This window comes from Streptomyces sp. NPDC005774 (assembly GCF_042871645.1).
Taxonomy (GTDB): Bacteria; Actinomycetota; Actinomycetes; order Streptomycetales; family Streptomycetaceae; genus Streptomyces; species Streptomyces pratens.
Genome location: NZ_JBIAIV010000009.1, coordinates 165745 through 184631, shown reverse-complemented (window position 1 = coordinate 184631; position 18887 = coordinate 165745). Strand labels below are relative to the sequence as shown.

General features: G+C 71.3%; 18 protein-coding genes and 1 pseudogene. 14 read left to right on the top strand and 5 right to left on the bottom strand.

What is annotated here, in order from left to right; genetic code table 11:
* Positions 1–32: 32 nt before the first annotated feature.
* From ACFYQA_RS11700 to ACFYQA_RS11690, 3 genes are all read right to left on the bottom strand, one after another.
* Entirely contained in the window at positions 33–683 is a 651-nt protein-coding gene (locus ACFYQA_RS11700) for a hypothetical protein (RefSeq protein ID WP_388915046.1), read from the bottom strand.
* Positions 684–866: 183 nt separating this feature from the next.
* Positions 867–1574 (bottom strand): GntR family transcriptional regulator, encoded by a 708-nt coding sequence (locus tag ACFYQA_RS11695; protein WP_388915043.1) that lies wholly within the window; start codon positions 1572–1574, stop codon positions 867–869.
* Positions 1575–1785: 211 nt separating this feature from the next.
* Positions 1786–3147: an aspartate aminotransferase family protein gene (locus ACFYQA_RS11690; protein WP_388915041.1), complete on the bottom strand. Its 1362-nt coding sequence runs from the start codon at positions 3145–3147 to the stop codon at positions 1786–1788.
* A gap of 176 nt (positions 3148–3323) precedes the next feature.
* Between ACFYQA_RS11690 and ACFYQA_RS11685 the strand changes: the two genes are divergently transcribed.
* The 4 genes and pseudogenes from ACFYQA_RS11685 to ACFYQA_RS11670 form a co-directional block, all read left to right on the top strand.
* The gene (locus ACFYQA_RS11685) at positions 3324–3929 is read left to right on the top strand and encodes a DJ-1/PfpI family protein (protein WP_388915038.1); all 606 of its coding nucleotides are present in this window, start codon (positions 3324–3326) and stop codon (positions 3927–3929) included.
* Complete coding sequence (locus ACFYQA_RS11680) at positions 3926–4384, top strand: MarR family winged helix-turn-helix transcriptional regulator (protein WP_388915035.1); 459 nt, start codon at positions 3926–3928, stop codon at positions 4382–4384. The genes ACFYQA_RS11685 and ACFYQA_RS11680 overlap by 4 nt, the downstream gene beginning before the upstream one ends.
* A 77-nt stretch (positions 4385–4461) precedes the next feature.
* Positions 4462–6399, top strand: coding sequence for a protein kinase (locus tag ACFYQA_RS11675; protein WP_388915031.1), 1938 nt, complete (start codon positions 4462–4464; stop codon positions 6397–6399).
* A gap of 27 nt (positions 6400–6426) precedes the next feature.
* Positions 6427–7106, top strand: a pseudogene (locus ACFYQA_RS11670) (substrate-binding domain-containing protein); the annotation flags it as partial.
* Positions 7107–7192: 86 nt separating this feature from the next.
* On the opposite strand, the gene ACFYQA_RS11665 reads toward ACFYQA_RS11670, so the two are convergent.
* Positions 7193–7945 carry an SLATT domain-containing protein gene (locus ACFYQA_RS11665; protein ID WP_388915028.1) on the bottom strand — a complete coding sequence of 251 codons (753 nt, stop codon included), beginning with the start codon at positions 7943–7945 and terminating at the stop codon, positions 7193–7195.
* Between the two features lie 339 nt (positions 7946–8284).
* Between ACFYQA_RS11665 and ACFYQA_RS11660 the strand changes: the two genes are divergently transcribed.
* From ACFYQA_RS11660 to ACFYQA_RS11620, 9 genes are all read left to right on the top strand, one after another.
* The gene (locus ACFYQA_RS11660) at positions 8285–8626 is read left to right on the top strand and encodes a YbaB/EbfC family nucleoid-associated protein (protein WP_388915025.1); all 342 of its coding nucleotides are present in this window, start codon (positions 8285–8287) and stop codon (positions 8624–8626) included.
* 59 nt (positions 8627–8685) lie between these two features.
* Positions 8686–9285, top strand: coding sequence for a recombination mediator RecR (gene recR, locus ACFYQA_RS11655; RefSeq protein WP_386393267.1), 600 nt, complete (start codon positions 8686–8688; stop codon positions 9283–9285).
* Positions 9278–9937, top strand: coding sequence for a DUF5063 domain-containing protein (locus ACFYQA_RS11650; protein ID WP_388915021.1), 660 nt, complete (start codon positions 9278–9280; stop codon positions 9935–9937). Before recR ends, ACFYQA_RS11650 begins: the two co-directional genes overlap by 8 nt.
* 49 nt (positions 9938–9986) lie before the next feature.
* Positions 9987–10421: a signal peptidase I gene (locus tag ACFYQA_RS11645; protein ID WP_388915018.1), complete on the top strand. Its 435-nt coding sequence runs from the start codon at positions 9987–9989 to the stop codon at positions 10419–10421.
* Positions 10418–10558 (top strand): hypothetical protein, encoded by a 141-nt coding sequence (locus ACFYQA_RS11640; RefSeq protein ID WP_388915014.1) that lies wholly within the window; start codon positions 10418–10420, stop codon positions 10556–10558. Before ACFYQA_RS11645 ends, ACFYQA_RS11640 begins: the two co-directional genes overlap by 4 nt.
* Before the next feature lie 182 nt (positions 10559–10740).
* Positions 10741–12018 carry an aspartate kinase gene (locus tag ACFYQA_RS11635; protein WP_388915011.1) on the top strand — a complete coding sequence of 426 codons (1278 nt, stop codon included), beginning with the start codon at positions 10741–10743 and terminating at the stop codon, positions 12016–12018.
* A complete protein-coding gene (locus ACFYQA_RS11630) occupies positions 12018–13079 on the top strand; it encodes an aspartate-semialdehyde dehydrogenase (protein ID WP_388915008.1) in 1062 nt (353 codons plus the stop codon). The genes ACFYQA_RS11635 and ACFYQA_RS11630 overlap by 1 nt, the downstream gene beginning before the upstream one ends.
* Positions 13080–13560: 481 nt before the next feature.
* Positions 13561–14235: a SigE family RNA polymerase sigma factor gene (locus ACFYQA_RS11625; protein WP_388915005.1), complete on the top strand. Its 675-nt coding sequence runs from the start codon at positions 13561–13563 to the stop codon at positions 14233–14235.
* Positions 14232–15824, top strand: a complete 1593-nt coding sequence (locus ACFYQA_RS11620; RefSeq protein ID WP_388915003.1) for a hypothetical protein — start codon at positions 14232–14234, stop codon at positions 15822–15824. Before ACFYQA_RS11625 ends, ACFYQA_RS11620 begins: the two co-directional genes overlap by 4 nt.
* Positions 15825–15842: 18 nt before the next feature.
* Here the strand turns inward: ACFYQA_RS11620 and ACFYQA_RS11615 are convergent, their stop codons facing one another.
* A complete protein-coding gene (locus ACFYQA_RS11615) occupies positions 15843–16670 on the bottom strand; it encodes an SURF1 family protein (RefSeq protein ID WP_388915000.1) in 828 nt (275 codons plus the stop codon).
* A gap of 201 nt (positions 16671–16871) precedes the next feature.
* On the opposite strand from ACFYQA_RS11615, the gene ACFYQA_RS11610 reads away from it, so the two are divergent.
* The gene (locus tag ACFYQA_RS11610) at positions 16872–18857 is read left to right on the top strand and encodes a prolyl oligopeptidase family serine peptidase (RefSeq protein WP_388914998.1); all 1986 of its coding nucleotides are present in this window, start codon (positions 16872–16874) and stop codon (positions 18855–18857) included.
* The last annotated feature ends 30 nt before the right edge of the window (positions 18858–18887 follow it).

Here is an 18887-nt window from a genome sequence, read left to right as displayed (position 1 = left end):
CCGTCCGGGACGAGCCGGCTGCCGCCCAGGGCTCAGCTGAAGACGATCATCGAGCCCTGGGCCAGGCTGCGGGTGGCCGCCGCGTGCAGGCCGAGCCAGACGTGGCGTTCGCGGGCGAAAGGGCTGGGGTCGTACGGCGCGGGGACGGCGGGCTCCTCCAGCTCGGTCGGCCCCTGCGGAGGCTTCGGCGCGGCCGGCGGGTTCGCGGGGTCGATGCCGAGGGCCGGGGCGACGACTTCCAGCTCCCGCAGCAGTGCGTGGGAGGACCCCAGCGGGCCGCCGCCGGCCAGGAGTTCGTCGCTGGAGAGCGGGTGCGGGAAGTCCACGGGGACGTAGGCCCCCGCGTGGTCGTAGTGCCAGACCAGGTGCGACTGCTGGGCCGTCGACTCGAACATCTCCAGCAACTGCTCGTAGTCGCCGCCCAGCTCGCCCACCGGCGTGACCGGCAGGCCGCACACCTGGAGCAGATACGTGCGCCGCAGGAAGTGCAGCGCGTCGTAGTCGAAACCCGCGACCGGGGCGACCTCGCCGGACAGCCCCGGCATGTACTGGTACACCGGCACCGGCGGCAGCCCGGCCTCGGCCAGCACCTTGTTGTACTGCGCGAGTTCCTCGGCGAACGGATTGTCGGGGGTGTGGCACAACACGTCGACGAGCGGTACCAGCCACAGGTCACAGGCCAAAGAGAGCTCCTCGTATAGCGCGTCCACCGCATCCGGTACGTCCGGTACATCCAGTACGGAGGTCAGGGAAGGGTACCGGCGGGGCACGAGGGTGACACCCCTCGTGCAGATCCTCTACCCATACGAACACAGGCGACGCGGGACCCGGCCCCCGGGCTCCACTTCACACCCGTTCCGGGCCGTTCAGCCCGAGGGGAGCCGTTCGACGAGGGCCAGGGAGTGGGCGTTGTACGACGCGACGACCGCGCGGGCGGAATCGATGTCACGGCGCACCAGTGCGTCGACCAGATCGGTGTGTTCGGACCACAACTGCCCCCGCAGATCGGGCAGGCGCCGCAGGTGCTGGACCACGCAGACCCAGGTCTGGACGCGGATCCGGTGCAGGAAGGCGGTGAGGTGGGGGTTGCCGAACAGGGTCACGAGCTCGCGCCAGAAGCGCAGGTCGTAGCCGATCACTACGGTGAGTTCGCCGGCGAGGGCGGAACGCTGGGCCTCCTCCCCGCGTCGCCGGACTCCGGCGAGCGCGGCGGCGACCCGTGGTTCCTCGGGCCGGAGGCGTGCCAGGCGGCCGTCGGCGTCGGTCAGGGTCTGGAACATCCCGTCGATCACCAGCGTGCGGGCCTCGATCATGCCGCGGAAGTCGTCGACGGAGTACTCGTGCACCCGGAAGCCCCGGTGCTGGTCGGAGTCGAGCAGTTCCTGCGCCGACAGGTCGACCAGCGCCTCCCGTACGGGGGTCGCGGACACCCCGTACTGGTCGGCGATCTCCTTGACGGTGAACTCCTGCCCCGGCTCCATCCGCCCGGCCAGCACCTCGTCCCGGAGCGCGTCGGCGATCTGCTGCCGCAGCGTGCTGCGCGTCACCGCGCCGTTGCCGCTGATGCCGGGCATGGTCGGGCGTCTCCCTTGTCGTGTTCGAGTGGCGTGACCGTGCCACGCGTGGGGGCGGGCGGTGCGTGTGTCCCGGTGCCGACCGGATGCATGCGGCGCATACGTGCGCCGATACATCCGGCGGACGCGTCCGGCGCACGTGTCCGCCCACGGTCACGCCACTTTACGTGTTCGAGTGACCCATGCCTGTTCGGATGGCCGGGTCATCTCCTCACGGTCGGTCCACGAACTCGTCCGCCGCCGACAGTGCCGAGTCCAGCGCGGCCAGGCCCTCCTTCAGTTCGGCCTCGCTCACGTTGCACGGCGGGACGACGTGGGTGCGGTTCATGTTCACGAACGGCCACAGTCCCTCCCCCTTCGCGGCGGCGGCGAAGGCGGCCATGGGGGCGCCCGCCCCACCGGTCGCGTCGTAGGGGACCAGCGGCTCCCGGGTCTCCCGGCTGCGCACCAGTTCCAGCGCCCAGAACATGCCGACCCCGCGGACCTCGCCCACGCTGGGGTGCCGCTCCGCCAGCTCGTGCAGCGCCGGCCCGACGACGGACGTCCCCAGCCGTGCCGCGTTCTCGACGATGCCCTCCTCGGCCATGACGTTGATCGTCGCGACGGCCGCGGCGCAGGCCAGCGGATGCCCGGAGTAGGTGAGCCCGCCCGGGTACGGTCGCTTCGCGAACGTCTCGGCGATCGCGCCCGAGATCGCGACGCCGCCGAGCGGTACGTAGCCGGAGTTGACGCCCTTCGCGAAGGTCATCAGATCCGGCACGACGTCGTACAGGTCCGCCGCGAACCAGGTGCCGGTCCGGCCGAACCCGGCCATCACCTCGTCCAGGACGAAGACGATCCCGTGCTCGTCGCACAGCTCCCGCACCCCGGCGAGATAACCGGGCGGCGGCGGCATGATGCCCGCCGTCCCCGGAATGGTCTCCAGGATGATCGCAGCGATCGTCGACGGCCCCTCGAAGGCGATCGTCGTCTCCAGGTGCTCCAGCGCCCGCGCGCACTCCTCTTCCTCCGTCTGCGCGTAGAAGCGGGAGCGATACAGGAAGGGCGCCCAGAAGTGCACGACCCCGGCCGTACCGCTGTCGGAGGCCCAGCGGCGCGGGTCGCCGGTGAGGTTGACGGCCTGCTGGGTGCCGCCGTGGTACGAGCGGTACGCGGAGAGGACCTTGGGCCGTCCGGTGTGCAGCCGCGCCATCCGGACGGCGTGCTCGACGGCGTCCGCGCCTCCGTTGGTGAAGAAGACCTTGTCCAGGTCGCCCGGCGTCCGCTCGGCGATCAGCCGGGCCGCCTCCGACCGTGCCTCGACGGCGAACGCGGGCGCGAACGTCGTCATCCGGCCGGCCTGCTCCTGGATCGCGGCGACGACCTTGGGGTGCTGGTGGCCGACGTTGGTGAAGACGAGCCCACTGGTGAAGTCGAGGTAGCGCCGGCCCTCGTAGTCCCAGAAGTACGACCCCTGGGCCCCGGCGACGGCGAGCGGGTCGATCAGCTCCTGCGCGGACCAGGAGTGGAAGACGTGGGCACGGTCGGCGGCCTTCACGGAGGCCCCGGTCTCGGGGTTCGGCTGAGCAGTCATACGGCCGAGCGTAAGTTGCGACCCTCCCTCTTTGACAGCATGCTGCACACCTGTCAGCGTGCTGTCATGAGGGTCGGTCCGGCCGGTCCGGCCGGTCCGGTAGGCCCGGTAGACCCGGCCGGCTGTCACCGCGACACCCTCATCCCCTCATCCCCCGGCGCATTCAGGGAGCGGTCATGACCCGCAAGCCCGTCCATCTCGCCGTCTACGACACCTACGCCGACTGGGAGACCGGTCACACCACCGCGTACCTCGCCCTCGCCGGGTACGAGGTCCGTACCGTCGCGCCCACCGGGGCGCCCGTCACCAGCGCCGGCGGGCTGCGCGTGCTGCCCGACCTCGCACTCGACGACCTGCGGCCCGAGGACAGCGCGCTGCTGGTCCTCACCGGCGCCCGTCTCTGGGACGAGGGCGACGACCTCGCCCCCTTCGCCCGCACGGCCCGCACCTTCCTCGACGCCGGTGTGCCCGTCGCCGCCATCTGCGGCGCCACCGCCGGACTCGCCCGCGAGGGACTGCTCGACGAGCGGGCGCACACCAGCGCCGCCTCCTTCTACCTGGCCGCGACCGGTTACGCCGGCGGCGCGCGGTACGCCGAGGCCGACGCCGTCACCGACGGCGGGCTGGTCACCGCCGGACCCACCGAACCCGTCGCCTTCGCCCGCGAGATCTTCCGGCTGCTCGGCGCCTACGACGAACCGGCGATCGACGCCTGGTACCGGCTCTTCCACGACTCCGACCCCCAGGCGTACGCCGAGTTCGAGGAGGCTCTGGGCCGGTGAGCCGCGAACAGCAGGATCTGCTCAGCCGCGGCGCGCTCGGTGCCTTCCGGCTGAACGGCGAGTTCCTCGCGGTCGCCGAGGAACTCGCCAGGCCCGCCGGACTCACCGCCGCCCGGTGGCAGGTGCTCGGCGCGGTCCTCCGCGAACCCCTGCCGGTATCCGGCATCGCCCGCGTCATGGGCATCACCCGGCAGAGCGTGCAGCGCATCGCCGACCTGTTGGTCGAGCGGGGTCTCGCCGAGTACCGGCCCAACCCGGCGCACCGCCGCGCCAAGCTCCTCGCCGTCACCGAGCAGGGACGCGCGGCCGTCGCGGGGATCGGCCCCGGCCACGCGGCCTATGCGAAACGCCTCGCGGAGACGTTCGGCGAAACCGAACTCGCACAGGCGATCCAGGCACTGGAACGCCTGTGCGCGGTGCTCGACGACCTCGGACCTCCTGTTACGGAACCGTAGACAACACCCGGCTCGCCCCGGACAGTGCCCGGCTTATCCTCAGGCTGTTGCTCACGGCGGGGGAAGGCGGCAGAGCGATGGACAAGCACGGACCGGGGGCGGGGGACGCGATGGGAAACCAGGACGCTCGGCATCCCGGCAGAATCGGCGCGTACCGGCTGCTCGCGCGGCTCGGAGCCGGCGGCATGGGGGAGGTCTACCTCGCCCGTTCCGACCGGGGACGCACCGTCGCCGTCAAGCTGGTGCGCGAGGAACTGGCCCAGCAGGACGAGTTCCGGGCCCGCTTCCGCCAGGAGGTGCAGAACGCCCGGCAGGTCGGCGGCGACTGGACCGCGCCGGTACTGGACGCGGACACCGAGGCCCCGGTGCCCTGGGTCGCCACCGGATATGTCGCCGGGCCCAGCCTCCAGCAGGTCGTCGGGCAGGACCACGGCGCACTGCCCGAGCGGTCGGTCCGCATTCTCGCCGCCGGTCTCGCGCACGCGCTGAAGGACATCCACGCCGCCGGCATCGTGCACCGCGACCTCAAGCCGTCCAACGTGCTCGTCACCATCGACGGGCCGCGCGTCATCGACTTCGGGATCGCGCGGGCCATGGAGACCGTGACCGACGGCGGCCTCACCCGCACCGGGGCGCTGGTCGGCTCGCCCGGTTTCATGGCACCGGAGCAGGTGCGCGGCGATCGCCTCACCCCCGCCTGCGACGTCTTCTGCCTCGGCTCGGTGCTCGCCTACGCCGCCACCGGCGAGCTTCCCTTCGGCACCGCCAACAGCAGCGTGCACGCCCTGATGTTCCGCATCGCCGAGGAAGAACCCGACCTCGGCCGGGTCCCCGAGGGCCTCGCCGGCCTCGTGAAGGACTGCCTCAGGAAGGACCCTGCCCAGCGGCCCACTCTCGACCAGATCCTGTTGCGCACCGGCGCCGAGGAGACCGTCGCCGACGGCCGCTCCCGTGAGCCCTGGCTGCCGGCCGCGCTGGTCGCCCAGCTCGGCCGGCACGCCGTACGGCTCCTGGACGCGGAGGATCCCCAGGCGCCGCCGCCCGCGCAGGACGGTTCCGCGCCCGCCGCCACCCCCGAACACGCCCCCGCCGCCGACGACTCCGCCCCGCCCGCGCCCGGCACGCCCGGGGGCGGCGCGCCGGTGAACCACCTGCCCACCCTGGTCGTCGGCCCGAACGGCCCCACCGCACCCCCGGGCCCGGTTCCGGGCACCCCGGCGGCCGGGCAGAGTCCCGCCGCCCACGGCCACCCCCAGCCGCACCCTCAGCCGTACTCGCAACAGCACGCTCAGCCGCACCCCCAGTCTCCCGGCTACGGCTACCCCTACAACGGCTACGGGGCCGCCGGCGCCACCCCTCCCTACGGCCCGCCGCCCTTCGGTACGAATCCGCCGCCGTACGGCCCGCCGCAGTCCCCGCGCGACAACCGTTCCACCGCGCTGCTCGTCGTGATCGCGCTGGTCGTCGCGCTCGCCGCGGGCGGCACGGTGTACGCGCTGATGAAGGGCGGCGACGGCGATACCGCGGGCGGCGATCCCTCGGGCACGCCGACCGACGGCACGTCCCAGGGCAGCAACCCCTCACCCGACGGGAAGTCCTCGACCGGGACGGACGGAACGGGCGGCCCGGGTAGCGTCGCCGGGACGGATCAGCCGTCCGCCGACGGGGCGATCCCGACCGGATACCTCGGCAACTGGTCGACGACCATCGACAACGCGAGCGGGCTGCACAGCCGCACGCTGACCATCCAGCAGGGCGAGGCCGGTGACACGGTCATGTCCCTCGTCGCCGACGGGCCCACCGGCAACGGCGCCTACCACTGCGTGTTCGAGGGCGACCTCACCAACGCGGGTTCCGGCGGCCGGCTGGAGATCGGCCCGACCACCGTGACGGTCGGCCAACCGCGGAGCGCCTGCACCCCGGGAGCCGCCAGCGCCATCACCCTCCTGCCCGACGGCTCCCTCCGACGCGTGAACACCAGCAGCGGCGAACAGCTCACCTACACGCGGGACTGACGCGGCACACCAACGGCACGCTTACGGCCTGCTGTTGAATGTTCGGCGAACGGACGCAAGCCCGCAGGGCTGCCCGAACTGCGCGAGAACCGGGTGGCGGTGCCGGTCTTCAGCCTGGTGGTGAACGAGGACGTGGGAGTGAAGGACCTGTCCACGGCGGCCGTACGGAGGCTGTACCGGGGCGAGATCACGAACTGGAGCGAACTCGGCGGGCGTGATGTCGCGGTGCGCCTGGTCAGCCGGGACGCCAACTCGGGCACACGGCAGGTGCTGCAGCACCGGGTGCTGGGCAGGGGCGAGATCGCCAACTCGTCCCTCGACTGCCGGCACAGGGACGACCCCACGGCACCGGTCCTGCGCTGCGAACTCGACTCGACGGAACTGGTGCTGCGGACCGTCGCCGACCTCCCCGGCTCGATCGGGTACAGCGAGTTCAACCGGGCCGTCGGCGCGAAGGGCGTGAACCGGCGAAGGGCGTGAACCGGCTGAGCCTGGACGGCAAGGCCCCGTCCGTCGAGGCCCTGGAACGGGGGGACCACTCCTACCCGTTCCGTGAGATCGAGTACGCGTACACCTACGGGCGGCCGCCGTCGGACTCCCTGGCCTCGAGCTTCCTGACGTACCTGACCCGCGGCACAGGTCAGGACGTGATCCACACCCACGGGCATCTCCCGTGTCTGAACCCGGGAGTCCAGCGCCTCTGCGCCGACCTCGAACTCCGAGCCCCGGGAACTCCGAGCCCCGGGAACTCCGAGCCCCGGGAACTCCGAGACCCGGCATGCCGGGGGAGCGCTCACCTCGGCTCCGGCGGCCGTTGCCGGGGCATGTTCGGGCGGGTGGCCCCGGGCGCGGACGAGAAGCGGCCGTGGGGCTGACCGGCCGACTCGGGGCGGCCCGTGCCCGCCGGCGCCCCCTGGATGCCCGGCGGCACGCTCGTGCCCGTACGGAAGTCCATCATCCAGTCCGCCGTCTCGACCCGCACCAGCTCGCTCACGTCCTCCGAGAACCGCCGCAGCACCGACAGGCATCGCTCGGCCGCCTCGCTCGCGGTGCCCTCGGTCGGTCCCAGCACCTCGCGGACGCACTCCGACGCCCAGTCGAACTGGAACGCCTGGAGTCGCCGCTGCACGGCCTGCGCGGTCGCCACGTCCCGCATCCAGCCGGAGGTCACCCCGAAGAACCGGTCCGCGGCCACACAGACGACCGCGAGCAGCAACGACACGTACCCCCAAGGGGCGACGCCGTCGGTCGCTCCGGTCAGATCCAGCAGCGGCAGCGCCGCCCCGGCGGCCACCCCCGCCGCGGCCCCCGTACGCAGCGCCCGCGCGCACCGCCGCTTCCAGGCCCGCTCAGCGAGATACCAGGCGGCGGTGTCCAGCGCCCCGCGCTCCACCCACCGGTACAGCTCGTCCAGCCGGGGAGCGGGTTCGCCCCAGTCCCCGAGCGGGAACACCCGCCCGGTCAGATCACCCGGCCGCAGCCCGGCCGCCCCCTCGCCGAACCCGTCCTGCGGACGGCCCTCGGGCTGCATCTCCGGCTGAACCACCCGCTACTCCCTACTGGCCTCGGAACCCGACCCGACCCAACCCGATTCCGAACCCGATCCTGGCCTGACCTCCGCCGGCCCCCTGTGAGCGCCTGCTCGGCGCTTGCTCGGCCCCTGCTCGGGCACCGGACGCGGACGTGCCGGGCCCCTTCCTACCTCCCAAAGGGTGGCCGCGTCGGGGGTTCGAGCGCCGCTTCCGCCCGGAAGAGGGCTGTGATCAGGTATAGGACGCGAGGGTGACTCACTCGAAAGAGTGCTGGGGCGACGGCCGCCCGGACCACGTAGGCTCGTGCCGAACGGGAAAGTCCCGTACGTACGGACCGACCAAGGAGCTGAATCGTGATCCCCGGTGGTGGCCAGCCCAATATGCAGCAGCTGCTCCAGCAGGCTCAGAAGATGCAGCAGGACCTGGCCCAGGCGCAGGAGGAACTCGCGCACATGGAGGTCGACGGTCAGGCGGGCGGCGGCCTGGTGACGGCCACTGTCACCGGTTCCGGTGAGCTCCGCGCCCTGAAGATCGACCCGAAGGCGGTGGACCCGGAGGACACCGAGACCCTCGCGGACCTCGTCGTCGCGGCCGTCCAGGCGGCCAACGAGAACGCGCAGAACCTCCAGCAGCAGAAGCTCGGCCCGCTGGCCCAGGGGCTGGGCGGCGGCGGCATTCCCGGTTTGCCCTTCTAGGACGGGCCGAAGGCCTCTACGGTACGTACTGAAGGAACCCAGGAAGGACGGGCAGTCCGTTGTACGAAGGCGTGGTACAGGACCTTATCGACGAACTCGGGCGGCTGCCCGGCGTCGGTCCCAAGAGCGCCCAGCGGATCGCCTTCCACATCCTCCAGGCGGAGCCGACGGACGTACGGCGTCTCGCCCACGCCCTCATGGAAGTGAAGGCGAAGGTCCGCTTCTGCGCCACCTGCGGCAACGTGGCGCAGGAGGAACTGTGCGGCATCTGCCGTGACACCCGGCGCGACATCGCCGTCATCTGTGTCGTGGAGGAGCCCAAGGACGTCGTGGCCGTCGAGCGCACGCGCGAGTTCCGGGGCCGCTACCACGTCCTTGGCGGCGCGATCAGCCCGATCGACGGGGTGGGCCCCGACGACCTGCGTATCCGGGAACTGCTGGCCCGGCTGGCGGACGGCACGGTCACCGAGCTGATCCTGGCCACGGACCCGAATCTGGAGGGCGAGGCCACGGCCACGTACCTCGCCCGCATGATCAAGCCCATGGGCCTCAAGGTCACCCGCCTGGCCAGTGGCCTTCCGGTGGGCGGAGACCTGGAATACGCGGACGAGGTCACCCTCGGCCGCGCCTTCGAGGGGAGACGACTCCTAGATGTCTGATGCCACGCTGCACGCGATCGACCGGGACCCGGACGACTTCTCGGTCCAGATCGCGGATCAGATCGAGAGCTTCCTGGTCGCCGTCACGGAGGTCGCCAAGGGCGACGAACCGGACTCGGCGGTCCCCTTCCTCCTGCTGGAGGTCTCCCAGCTCCTGCTGGCCGGCGGCCGGCTGGGCGCGCACGAGGACATCGTCCCCGACGAGCCCTACGAGCCCGACCCGGGCCCCGAGGCCGACGTGGACGACCTCCGCGAGAACCTCGCCCGCCTCCTGGAGCCGGTCGACGTCTACTCCGAGGTCTTCGACCCGTACGAGCCCCGTACGGCGCCCGTCCCGGCCCGGATCTCCGACGACCTCACCGACGTCATCACCGACCTCCGCCACGGCATGGTCCACTACCGTGCCGGCCGCACCACGGAAGCCCTGTGGTGGTGGCAGTTCTCCTACTTCTCCAACTGGGGCTCCACCGCCTCCGCCGCCCTGCGCGCCCTGCAGTCCGTCGTGGCCCACGTCCGCCTCAACCAGCCCCTCGCCGCCCTGGACGGCCTCGACACCGACCAGGCCATGGGCGACGACACCCTGGAGATCGAGGCGGGCAGGGTCATGGTCGAGGAAATCAGCGGCCCGCTGGGTATGCGCCCGGTGACGTAACGAACCGGAGCAGAGACCTTGCTGTACAGCGTGAGCATAAAGCGACTCAATGACACATAAGCGCTCAAGTGGGCGCCATGCGGACAATGGTGGCCGAGGTGCTCACGACAGTGTGTACGTCGGCAACGCGGGCAAGGACGCGGCGCTGGACCGGGGCTGGATTCTCGGGCACTTCAAGGACGTCGGCGATCCGCGCCACAGCGAGGCGGTGGAGATCAAATGGGGTGTCCATCCCTGTGGCGATGAGCGCTCGCAGTGGGTGAAGGGTGAGGAACGCACGGCTCTCCTGGTCCTCATCAGCGGTCGTTTCCGGGTTGGACTTCTCGGCCGCAGCGTCCTTCTGGAAGAGCAGGGCGATTACGTCGTGTGGGGGCCGGGAGCCGACCATTCATGGTTCGCGGAGGAGGAGTCGGTGGTGCTGACCGTCCGTTGGCCATCTGTACCCGGCTACGCGACGACAGAGGATGGGGGAGGGGCCCGATGAGCCGGTACGGCAGTTGGACAGAGGCCGAGCACCGGGTCCGGGAGAGCCGGCCCGAGACGTCCGACGCCGAGTGGGAGTCCCGCAAGCAGGCCGCACGCACGGCGACCGAGGCTTACGCGGCGGCCATGGGAGTGTGACGCGGGGCACTTTCCGAGTGGTCCGCGTTGCCCTGGGCATGAGCCCCCTGCGCGGGTGCCCGGAAGTCTCACGATGCGATATCGAGGAGGCGTTTTCCGGGCGCTCGATAGAATGAGCCGACCGGGCTGGGCACACCTGTGTGCACAGCGTGGGACAACGACGGAATGAGCGAGGAGCGCACGTGGGCCTTGTCGTGCAGAAGTACGGAGGCTCCTCCGTAGCCGATGCCGAAGGCATCAAGCGCGTCGCCAAGAGGGTCGTGGAAGCCAAGCAGAACGGCCACCAGGTGGTCGTCGTGGTTTCCGCGATGGGCGACACGACGGACGAGCTGATCGATCTCGCCGAGCAGGTATCCCCGATGCCTGCCGGGCGCGAGCTCGACATGCTGCTGACCGCGGGAGAGCGGATCTCCATGGCCCTGCTGGCCATGGCGATCAAAAACCTGGGCCACAACGCCCAGAGCTTCACCGGCAGCCAGGCGGGTGTCATCACCGACTCGGTCCACAACAAAGCCCGCATCATCGACGTCACGCCCGGCCGGATCCAGACCTCGGTGGACGGGGGCAACATCGCCATCGTCGCCGGTTTCCAGGGCGTCAGCCAGCAGGGCAAGAACATCACCACGCTCGGCCGCGGCGGCTCCGACACCACCGCGGTGGCCCTGGCGGCCGCTCTTGGCGCCGAGGTGTGCGAGATCTACACCGACGTCGACGGCGTGTTCACCGCCGACCCGCGGGTGGTGAAGAAGGCCCGGAAGATCGACTGGATCTCGACCGGAGACATGCTCGAACTGGCGGCCTCCGGGTCCAAGGTGCTGCTCCACCGCTGTGTGGAGTACGCCCGCCGGTACGACATCCCGATCCACGTCCGCTCGTCCTTCAGTGGACTGCCGGGCACGTGGGTCAGCAGTGAGCCGATTCAGCGAGGGGACAAGAAGGTGGAGCAGGCGCTCATCTCCGGTGTCGCGCACGACACCTCCGAGGCCAAGGTCACGGTCGTCGGTGTGCCGGACAAGCCGGGCAAGGCGGCCTCGATCTTCCGCACGATCGCCGACGCCGAGATCAACATCGACATGGTCGTGCAGAACGTGTCCGCCGCCTCCACCGGCCTCACGGACATCTCCTTCACACTGCCGAAGACCGACGGCCGCAAGGCCATCGACGCCCTGGAGAAGAACAAGGGCGCCATCGGCTTCGACTCCCTGCGCTACGACGACCAGATCGGCAAGATCTCCCTGGTCGGCGCCGGCATGAAGACCAACCCCGGGGTCACGGCCGACTTCTTCACCGCGCTGTCCGACGCGGGCGTGAACATCGAGCTCATCTCGACCTCCGAGATCCGCATCTCGGTCGTCACCCGCAAGGACGAGGTGGACGAGGCCGTCAACGCCGTGCACACCGCCTTCGGGCTGGACTCCGACAGCGACGAGGCCGTCGTCTACGGGGGTACCGGCCGCTGATGACGCGGTCCGGGCGACCGGCGCTCGCGGTCGTGGGGGCGACCGGAGCAGTCGGCACGGTCCTGCTCCAGATCCTGTCCCAGCGGGCGGACATCTGGGGCGAGATCAGACTGATCGCCTCCCCGCGCTCGGCCGGCCGCAAGCTGACCGTGCGCGGCGAGGAGACCGAGGTCGTGGCGCTCACCGAGGAGGCCTTCGACGGGATCGACGTCGCGCTGTTCGACGTCCCCGACGAGGTCGCCGCCCGGTGGGCGCCCGTCGCCGTCGCGCGGGGCGCGGTGGTGGTCGACAACTCCGGTGCCTTCCGCATGGATCCTCAGGTGCCCCTCGTCGTCCCCGAGGTCAACCCGCACACCGCGCGGATCCGCCCGCGCGGGATCGTCGCCAACCCGAACTGCACCACCCTGTCGATGATCGTCGCCGTGGGTGCGCTGCACGCCGAGTTCGGACTGCGCGAGCTGGTCGTCTCCTCGTACCAGGCGGTCAGCGGCGCCGGGCACGCGGGGGTGCGGACCCTGCGGGAGCAGCTCTCCCTGGTGGCGGGCACGGAGCTGGGGACCGGCCCCGGTGACGTACGCCGGGCCGTAGGGGACAACACCGGGCCGTTCGCGGAGCCGGTCGCGCTGAACGTCGTGCCGTGGGCCGGGTCGCTGCGCGAGGACGGCTGGTCCTCGGAGGAGATGAAGGTCCGCGACGAGTCCCGCAAGATTCTCGGCCTGCCCCGACTCCCGGTCGCCGTGACCTGTGTACGGGTGCCGGTGATCACCGTGCACTCGCTCACCGTGCACGCACGCTTCGAGCACGAGGTCACCGTCGACGGGGCCCGTGAGATCCTCGCCACCGCACCCGGCGTCGTGCTGTACGACAATCCCGCCACGGGTGAGTTCCCCACGCCCGCCGATGTCGTCGGCACCGACCCGACCTGGGTGGGGCGGGTACGCCGTGCCCTGGACGACCCGACGGCGCTCGAGCTCTTCGTCTGCGGCGACAACCTCCGCAAGGGGGCCGCCCTCAACACCGCGCAGATCGCCGAGTTGGTGGCGATGCCGGGCCGGCCCTGACCTTCCGTATTGTAAATAATCCTTGGTCACAGCATTTATTTTTGTAGGATCCGTGCAAGTGATGTGAACCGGTCATGTGTCTCGGATCTCTTGATCCCGAACGGTTTGCGGTCAAGGATTTACCTTTCGCCCCGCGCAACCGCGTGCCGGGCGGAGAGCGTCTCTGCGGGCATCCCCTTCGGGGTGTTCTTGAGGGGCGAGGCGGTCTTTTTCGGACGTGGGGACGTCCGGAGCCGGACGTGGGACGTGGGACGTCCGTTCATATGAGGCATAGGGGAAGAGCGGGACGCATGAGGGCATTCGGTGTGCTGTCGGTGGTACTGCCCGGCGTGAACGAGGCGCAGTCGGCGAGGGACGGCGTACGACCGGCACGGGGCGGTGATCGCCGGGGCCCGGACGATGCGGAACGGTCTGTGCCGGGCGCCGTAAACATGACGCCCGGCACGTACAACCCTCGTGGGGGGAAGCGTGTCCAACTGGCGTGGCTGAGGTACTCGATTTCGCAACGCCGCGCGGCCCGGCTCTACGCCCGCCCCGCCAGGCTCTCCGACCCCGCAAGGCCGGTGCGTCCGGTGGCATGCCGGTGATCGCGCCGATGCCCGCAGCGCGGCATGCCCGCATACCCAGTCAGCGTGACGGCGGTGCCGACGACGTAGTGGCGGCCGGCACGACCGTCGACCACCTCACCGAGACCTACCGCGCGCACTACCGCTCGCTGCTGGGCCTCGCCGCGCTCCTCCTCGACGACACCGCCTCCTGCGAGGACGTCGTCCAGGAGGCGTTCATCCGCGTCCACTCCGCCCGCAAACGCGTCCGGGACCCGGAGAAGACCCTGGCGTATCTGCGCCAGACGGTCGTCAACCTCTCCCGTTCCGCGCTGCGCCGCCGCATCATCGGCCTCAAGCTGCTCTCCAAGCCCATGCCCGACATGGCCAGCGCAGAGGAAGGCGCGTACGACCTGCTGGAACGCGACTCCCTCATCAAGGCGATGAAGGGGCTTCAGCGCCGTCAGCGCGAGGTGCTGGTGCTGCGCTACTTCGCCGACATGACCGAGGCGCAGGTCGCGTCGACGCTCGGCGTTTCGCTGGGCTCGGTGAAGGCGTACGGCTCGCGCGGGATAGCGGCGCTGCGGGTGGCCATGGAGGCGACGGTATGAGCGCCGGGAAGGACGCCCGCGGCGAGGACGTGCGCGGCGAGGACGTGCGCGGCGAGGACGTGCGCGGCGAGGAGCGCGAGCAGGAGGAGCGCGGGGCGGAGGAAGGCACGCCCGTGCGTACCCCCGGGAGCGAACAGCGCGAGCCCGAGCCCGAGGGCGACGAGCGGGAACCAGAGGAAAGTGAACCCGAGGAACGGGAGCCCGAAGTGCGTGCGGCCGGGGAGCGCGAACCCGAAGAGGGCGCGCCCGAGGAGCGGACGGTCGAGGAACAGGCGGCCGAGGAACAGGCGGCCGAGGAGCGGACGGCTGGGGCACATGCGTCCGATGGCACGTCCGAGTCCGATGGCACGTCCGACGCCGAGGGCGTGACCGGAGCCGACGGCCCGGGATCCTCCGGCGGAGACGGTCCGCGCGTGCCGCGTGGGCCGGTGTCGCCGCTCGGGCAGCAGACGAAGCAATCGCACGCTGGGAACGGAACTGTGAACGACGGCAGCGACCGCAACGACGGCCCGGACGCTCATGGGCCCGAGCTGGAAGCGGGTCAGGGAGCGGGGCAGGGAGCGGGCCAGGGAACCGGCCTGCTCGACCCGGACGAGCTGGAGCTGCGCAGCCTGCTGCACAGCTCGGTGCGCGTGGTGGAGCCGAGTGAGGGTTCGCTGGACTACCTGCGGCGCGCCGTGCCGGCCCGCCGGGCGCGCAAGCGGCAGATCCTCGTCGGCGCGGCAGCCGCCTTCCTCTTCGTCGGCACGGGCGTACCGGCTCTCGTCCACGTTTCCAACTCCGCCGACGCCGACCCGTCCGCCGTCGGCCATGCCTCGCAGGCCCAGGGCGGCACCGACGAGGGCTTGGACCCCGACGGCGGCGAGACCACCGCGGGCGGGGCCTCGGACCAGATCGAGAAGGACCGGAAGGACGGCAAGAAGGACAAGGAGAAGGAAGTCGGCACCGGGGCGAGCACCGGCGTGACGGAGGGGGCGGACCCCTCGGCGAGTGCCGCCTCGGGGTCACCCGTCTGCACGGCCGCACAGCTCGGTCCGGCCGTCGCGAGCAGCGACGCCCCCGACTCCACCGGTGCGGTCTACGGCTCCTTCCGGGTCGCCAACGTGTCCACCACCGGCTGTACCGTCAGCGGGCCGGGAAGCCTGGGCGTGACACCGCTGGGCGCGGCCGACGCCACCAAGGTGGGCTCGGCCCGTCACATGGCCGGGGACGCGGCGGCGGGCCTGCCGGACCCGTCCCTGGAGGCCGGGCAGCTCGTGCTCAAGCCGGGTGAGTCGTACGACGTGAAGTTCGCCTGGGTGCCCTCCGAGCCCTGCCCCACCGACGGCGGGGGCGGCGACAACGGCGGTACCGGCGAGCCCTCGCCCGACCCCAGCCCCTCCGAGGACCCGACGGTCGGCGACGGCACGTCCACGGGTGGCGAGACGGGTACCGTGCCCCAGCTCCTCAGGGCGGACGGCACGGCCGACGGCAGCGTGACGCTGACGTACACCCCGATGTCGGGAACGGGAACGGCGACCGCCACGGTGTCCAACGCCTGCGCGGGGACCGTCTACTGGACGGGACTGCTGCCGACCACGGCGAGCTGAGCGGACAACGCCTGCCCGTCAGACCCCTGACGGGCTGGGCTGGTCCTGCTGGTCATGTTGTCGGCCCGGCTCGGGCTTCGCGTCCTCGTCCGGGACCAGGCCCAGTTCCGTGTCCCGGACGAGTTCCGCCTCGCGGCGCACCAGCCGGAACCACATGAAGATCACGAAGCCCACGAAGGCGAACCACTCGGCGGTGTAGCCGAGGTTCTGGAAGGCCTTGAGGTCCAGCCCGGTACCGCTGGGTGCGACCGCGGGCACCGCCCGCATCCCCGAGTCGCCCTGGTCGAGAGTGATCCACGCGTCATACAGGTCGTGGGGCACCAGGTTCACCAGGGACGCCGAGCTGATCGCGCCGGTCTGTCCCTCGGGCAGGCCGCTGAGAGCGGCGACGCCATTGCTGCCGGGGGTCTCGGACGCCTGGAGCGCCCCGGTGACGGTGACCTCGCCGTCCGGCGGCGCGGGCGTGCCGGCCGGCTCCGGATCGCCGGGCAGCCAGCCCCGTACGACGGGCAGCACCTTGCCGGTGTCTGTGTGCAGCAGCGTCAGGACGTAGTGACCGGGTTCGCCGTCGAGGTCGCGGTGGGGCACGAGGAGCTGTTCCTCGTAGCGGCCGCTCGCGGTGGCCGGCTTGCCGGAGGTCGCCTTGGTGACCGGCAGCAGCGTGTCCAGCGGCCGGGCTTCCTCCTGCCGGCCGGAGGCGACGTTGTCCTCGGCGCCGCGGTGGTCCTCGACGCGGTCCTCGAACCGGCCCAACTGCCATGAACCCATGAAGATGCAGAAGGGGATGGCGAGCAGCACGAAGACGTTGATCCCCCACCATCGGGGCGTCAGCAGAAACCGGTACACACCCCCACCGTACGGTGCCGCGCCCGGGAACAGGCCCGCGGGGCAGCCTTGGAGACCCGGGATCCCGCCGGTGGTCCACAGGTTGAGGATCCCGTTTGTCCACAGGCCGGGACCTCAGTTGTCCACAGGCCGGGGGCTCGGTTGTCCACAGGCTGGGGGTCTCGGCGGCGCGATACCCGTTGGGAAGGGCACTATGGGGCCATGACTGAGAGCAACGGGTCCGGCGCATTGGCGGGGCGGACGGATCGGACCGAGCGAGTACATCAGGGCGAGCGGATGCCCGACTGGGAGAAGCGCTTCCGGGCACCCCGGGTGTCCCTGCCCGACTGGGCGGAGGACGCCCCCGACCGTTCCCTGTTCGTGTCGAACGCGACGGGGACGTACGAGCTGTATGCCTGGGACCGGTCGACCGGTGAGCAGCGCCAGGTGACGGACCGGCCCAACGGCACCACGGACGGCGCGCTCTCGCCGGACGGCGAGTGGATCTGGTGGTTCGACGACAAGGACGGTGACGAGTTCGGCGTCTGGCGCCGCCAGCCGTTCGCGGGCGGTCCCGACGAGCTCGCCGCTCCGGGTCTGGACGCCTCGTACCCGGCCGGTCTCGCCCTCGGCCGGGACGGGAGCACGGCCGTCGTGGGCCGCTCCACGGACGAGGACGGTACGACGATCCACCTGGTGCGGACCGTCCCACGAGCCGAAGGGGCCGAAGGGGCCGAAGGGGCTGAGGGGGCTGAGGGGACTGGAGGAGCCGAGGCGCCCGTGGCACCGGTGGAGATCTACCGGCACCGTGAGTCGGCGGGCGTCGGGGACCTCTCGCACGACGGATCGCTGATCGCCATCGAGCACACCGAGCACGGCGACGCGATGCACTCCGCGCTGCGCGTGCTGCGCCCCGACGGCACCACGGTCGCCGAGCTGGACGACACCAAGGGCGGCACCGAGGAGCTGGGCCTGGAGGTGCTGGGCTTCGCCCCCGTCGACGGCGACACGCGTCTGCTCATCGGTCATCAGCGGCGCGGCCGCTGGGAGCCCCTGGTGTGGGACGTGGCGACGGGCGAGGAGACGGACCTCTCCCTGGAACTGCCGGGTGACGTGAGCGCCGAGTGGTTCCCGGACGGCACGGGACTGCTCGTCGCACACGGCTTCGAGGGCCGCAGCGAGCTGTTCCGCTACGACCTGGCGGGCCCGGAGCTGGTGGAGATCGACACCCCGCGCGGCACCGTCTCGGGCGCGACGGCCCGGCCGGACGGCAGCGTGGAGTACCTGTGGTCGTCCTCGGCCCAGCCGTCGGCGGTCCGCTCCACGACCGGCGAGGTCGTCCTGGACCCGCCGGGGATGCGCTCGCCCGGTTCGGTGCCGGTGGAGGACGTCTGGGTGGAGGGCCCCGGTGGCCGTATCCACGCCCTGGTCCAGAAGCCCGAGGGCGTGACCGGCCCGCTGCCCACCGTCTTCGACATCCACGGCGGCCCCACCTGGCACGACAGCGACTCCTTCGCCGCCGGCCCGGCCGCCTGGGTCGATCACGGGTACGCGGTGGTCCGCGTCAACTACCGGGGCTCCACGGGCTACGGCCGAGCCTGGACCGACGCGCTGAAGCACCGGGTCGGGCTGATCGAGCTGGAGGACATCGCCGCGGTCCGCGAGTGGGCGATCGACTCGGGCCTCGCGGACCCCGACCGCCTGATCCTCACCGGCGGCTCCTGGGGCGGCTACCTCACCCTGCTCGGCCTGGGCGTCCAGCCCGACGCGTGGACGCTGGGCATCGCGGTGGTCCCGGTCGCCGACTACGTCACGGCGTACCACGACGAGATGGAGGCGCTGAAGGCGATGGACCGCACGCTCCTCGGCGGCACGCCCGAGGAGGTGCCCGACCGGTTCGAGGCATCCTCCCCGATCACCTACGTCGACCGGGTGAAGGCGCCGGTCTACATCTCGGCCGGGGTGAACGACCCTCGCTGCCCGATCCGGCAGATCGAGAACTACGTCCACCGCCTCCAGTCCCGCGAAGCCCCCCACGAGGTCTACCGCTACGACGCGGGGCACGGTTCCCTGGTGGTCGATGAGCGGATCAAGCAGGTCCGCCTGGAACTGGACTTCGCGGAAAGGCACTTGGGAACAGGAACAGGAACGGGGACAAGGACAGGAACGGGGGCGGAGACGGAGACGGAGGCGGGAGAGCAGGGCTGAGGGATTGCGGCGGGGGGGCTTTTCGGGCTC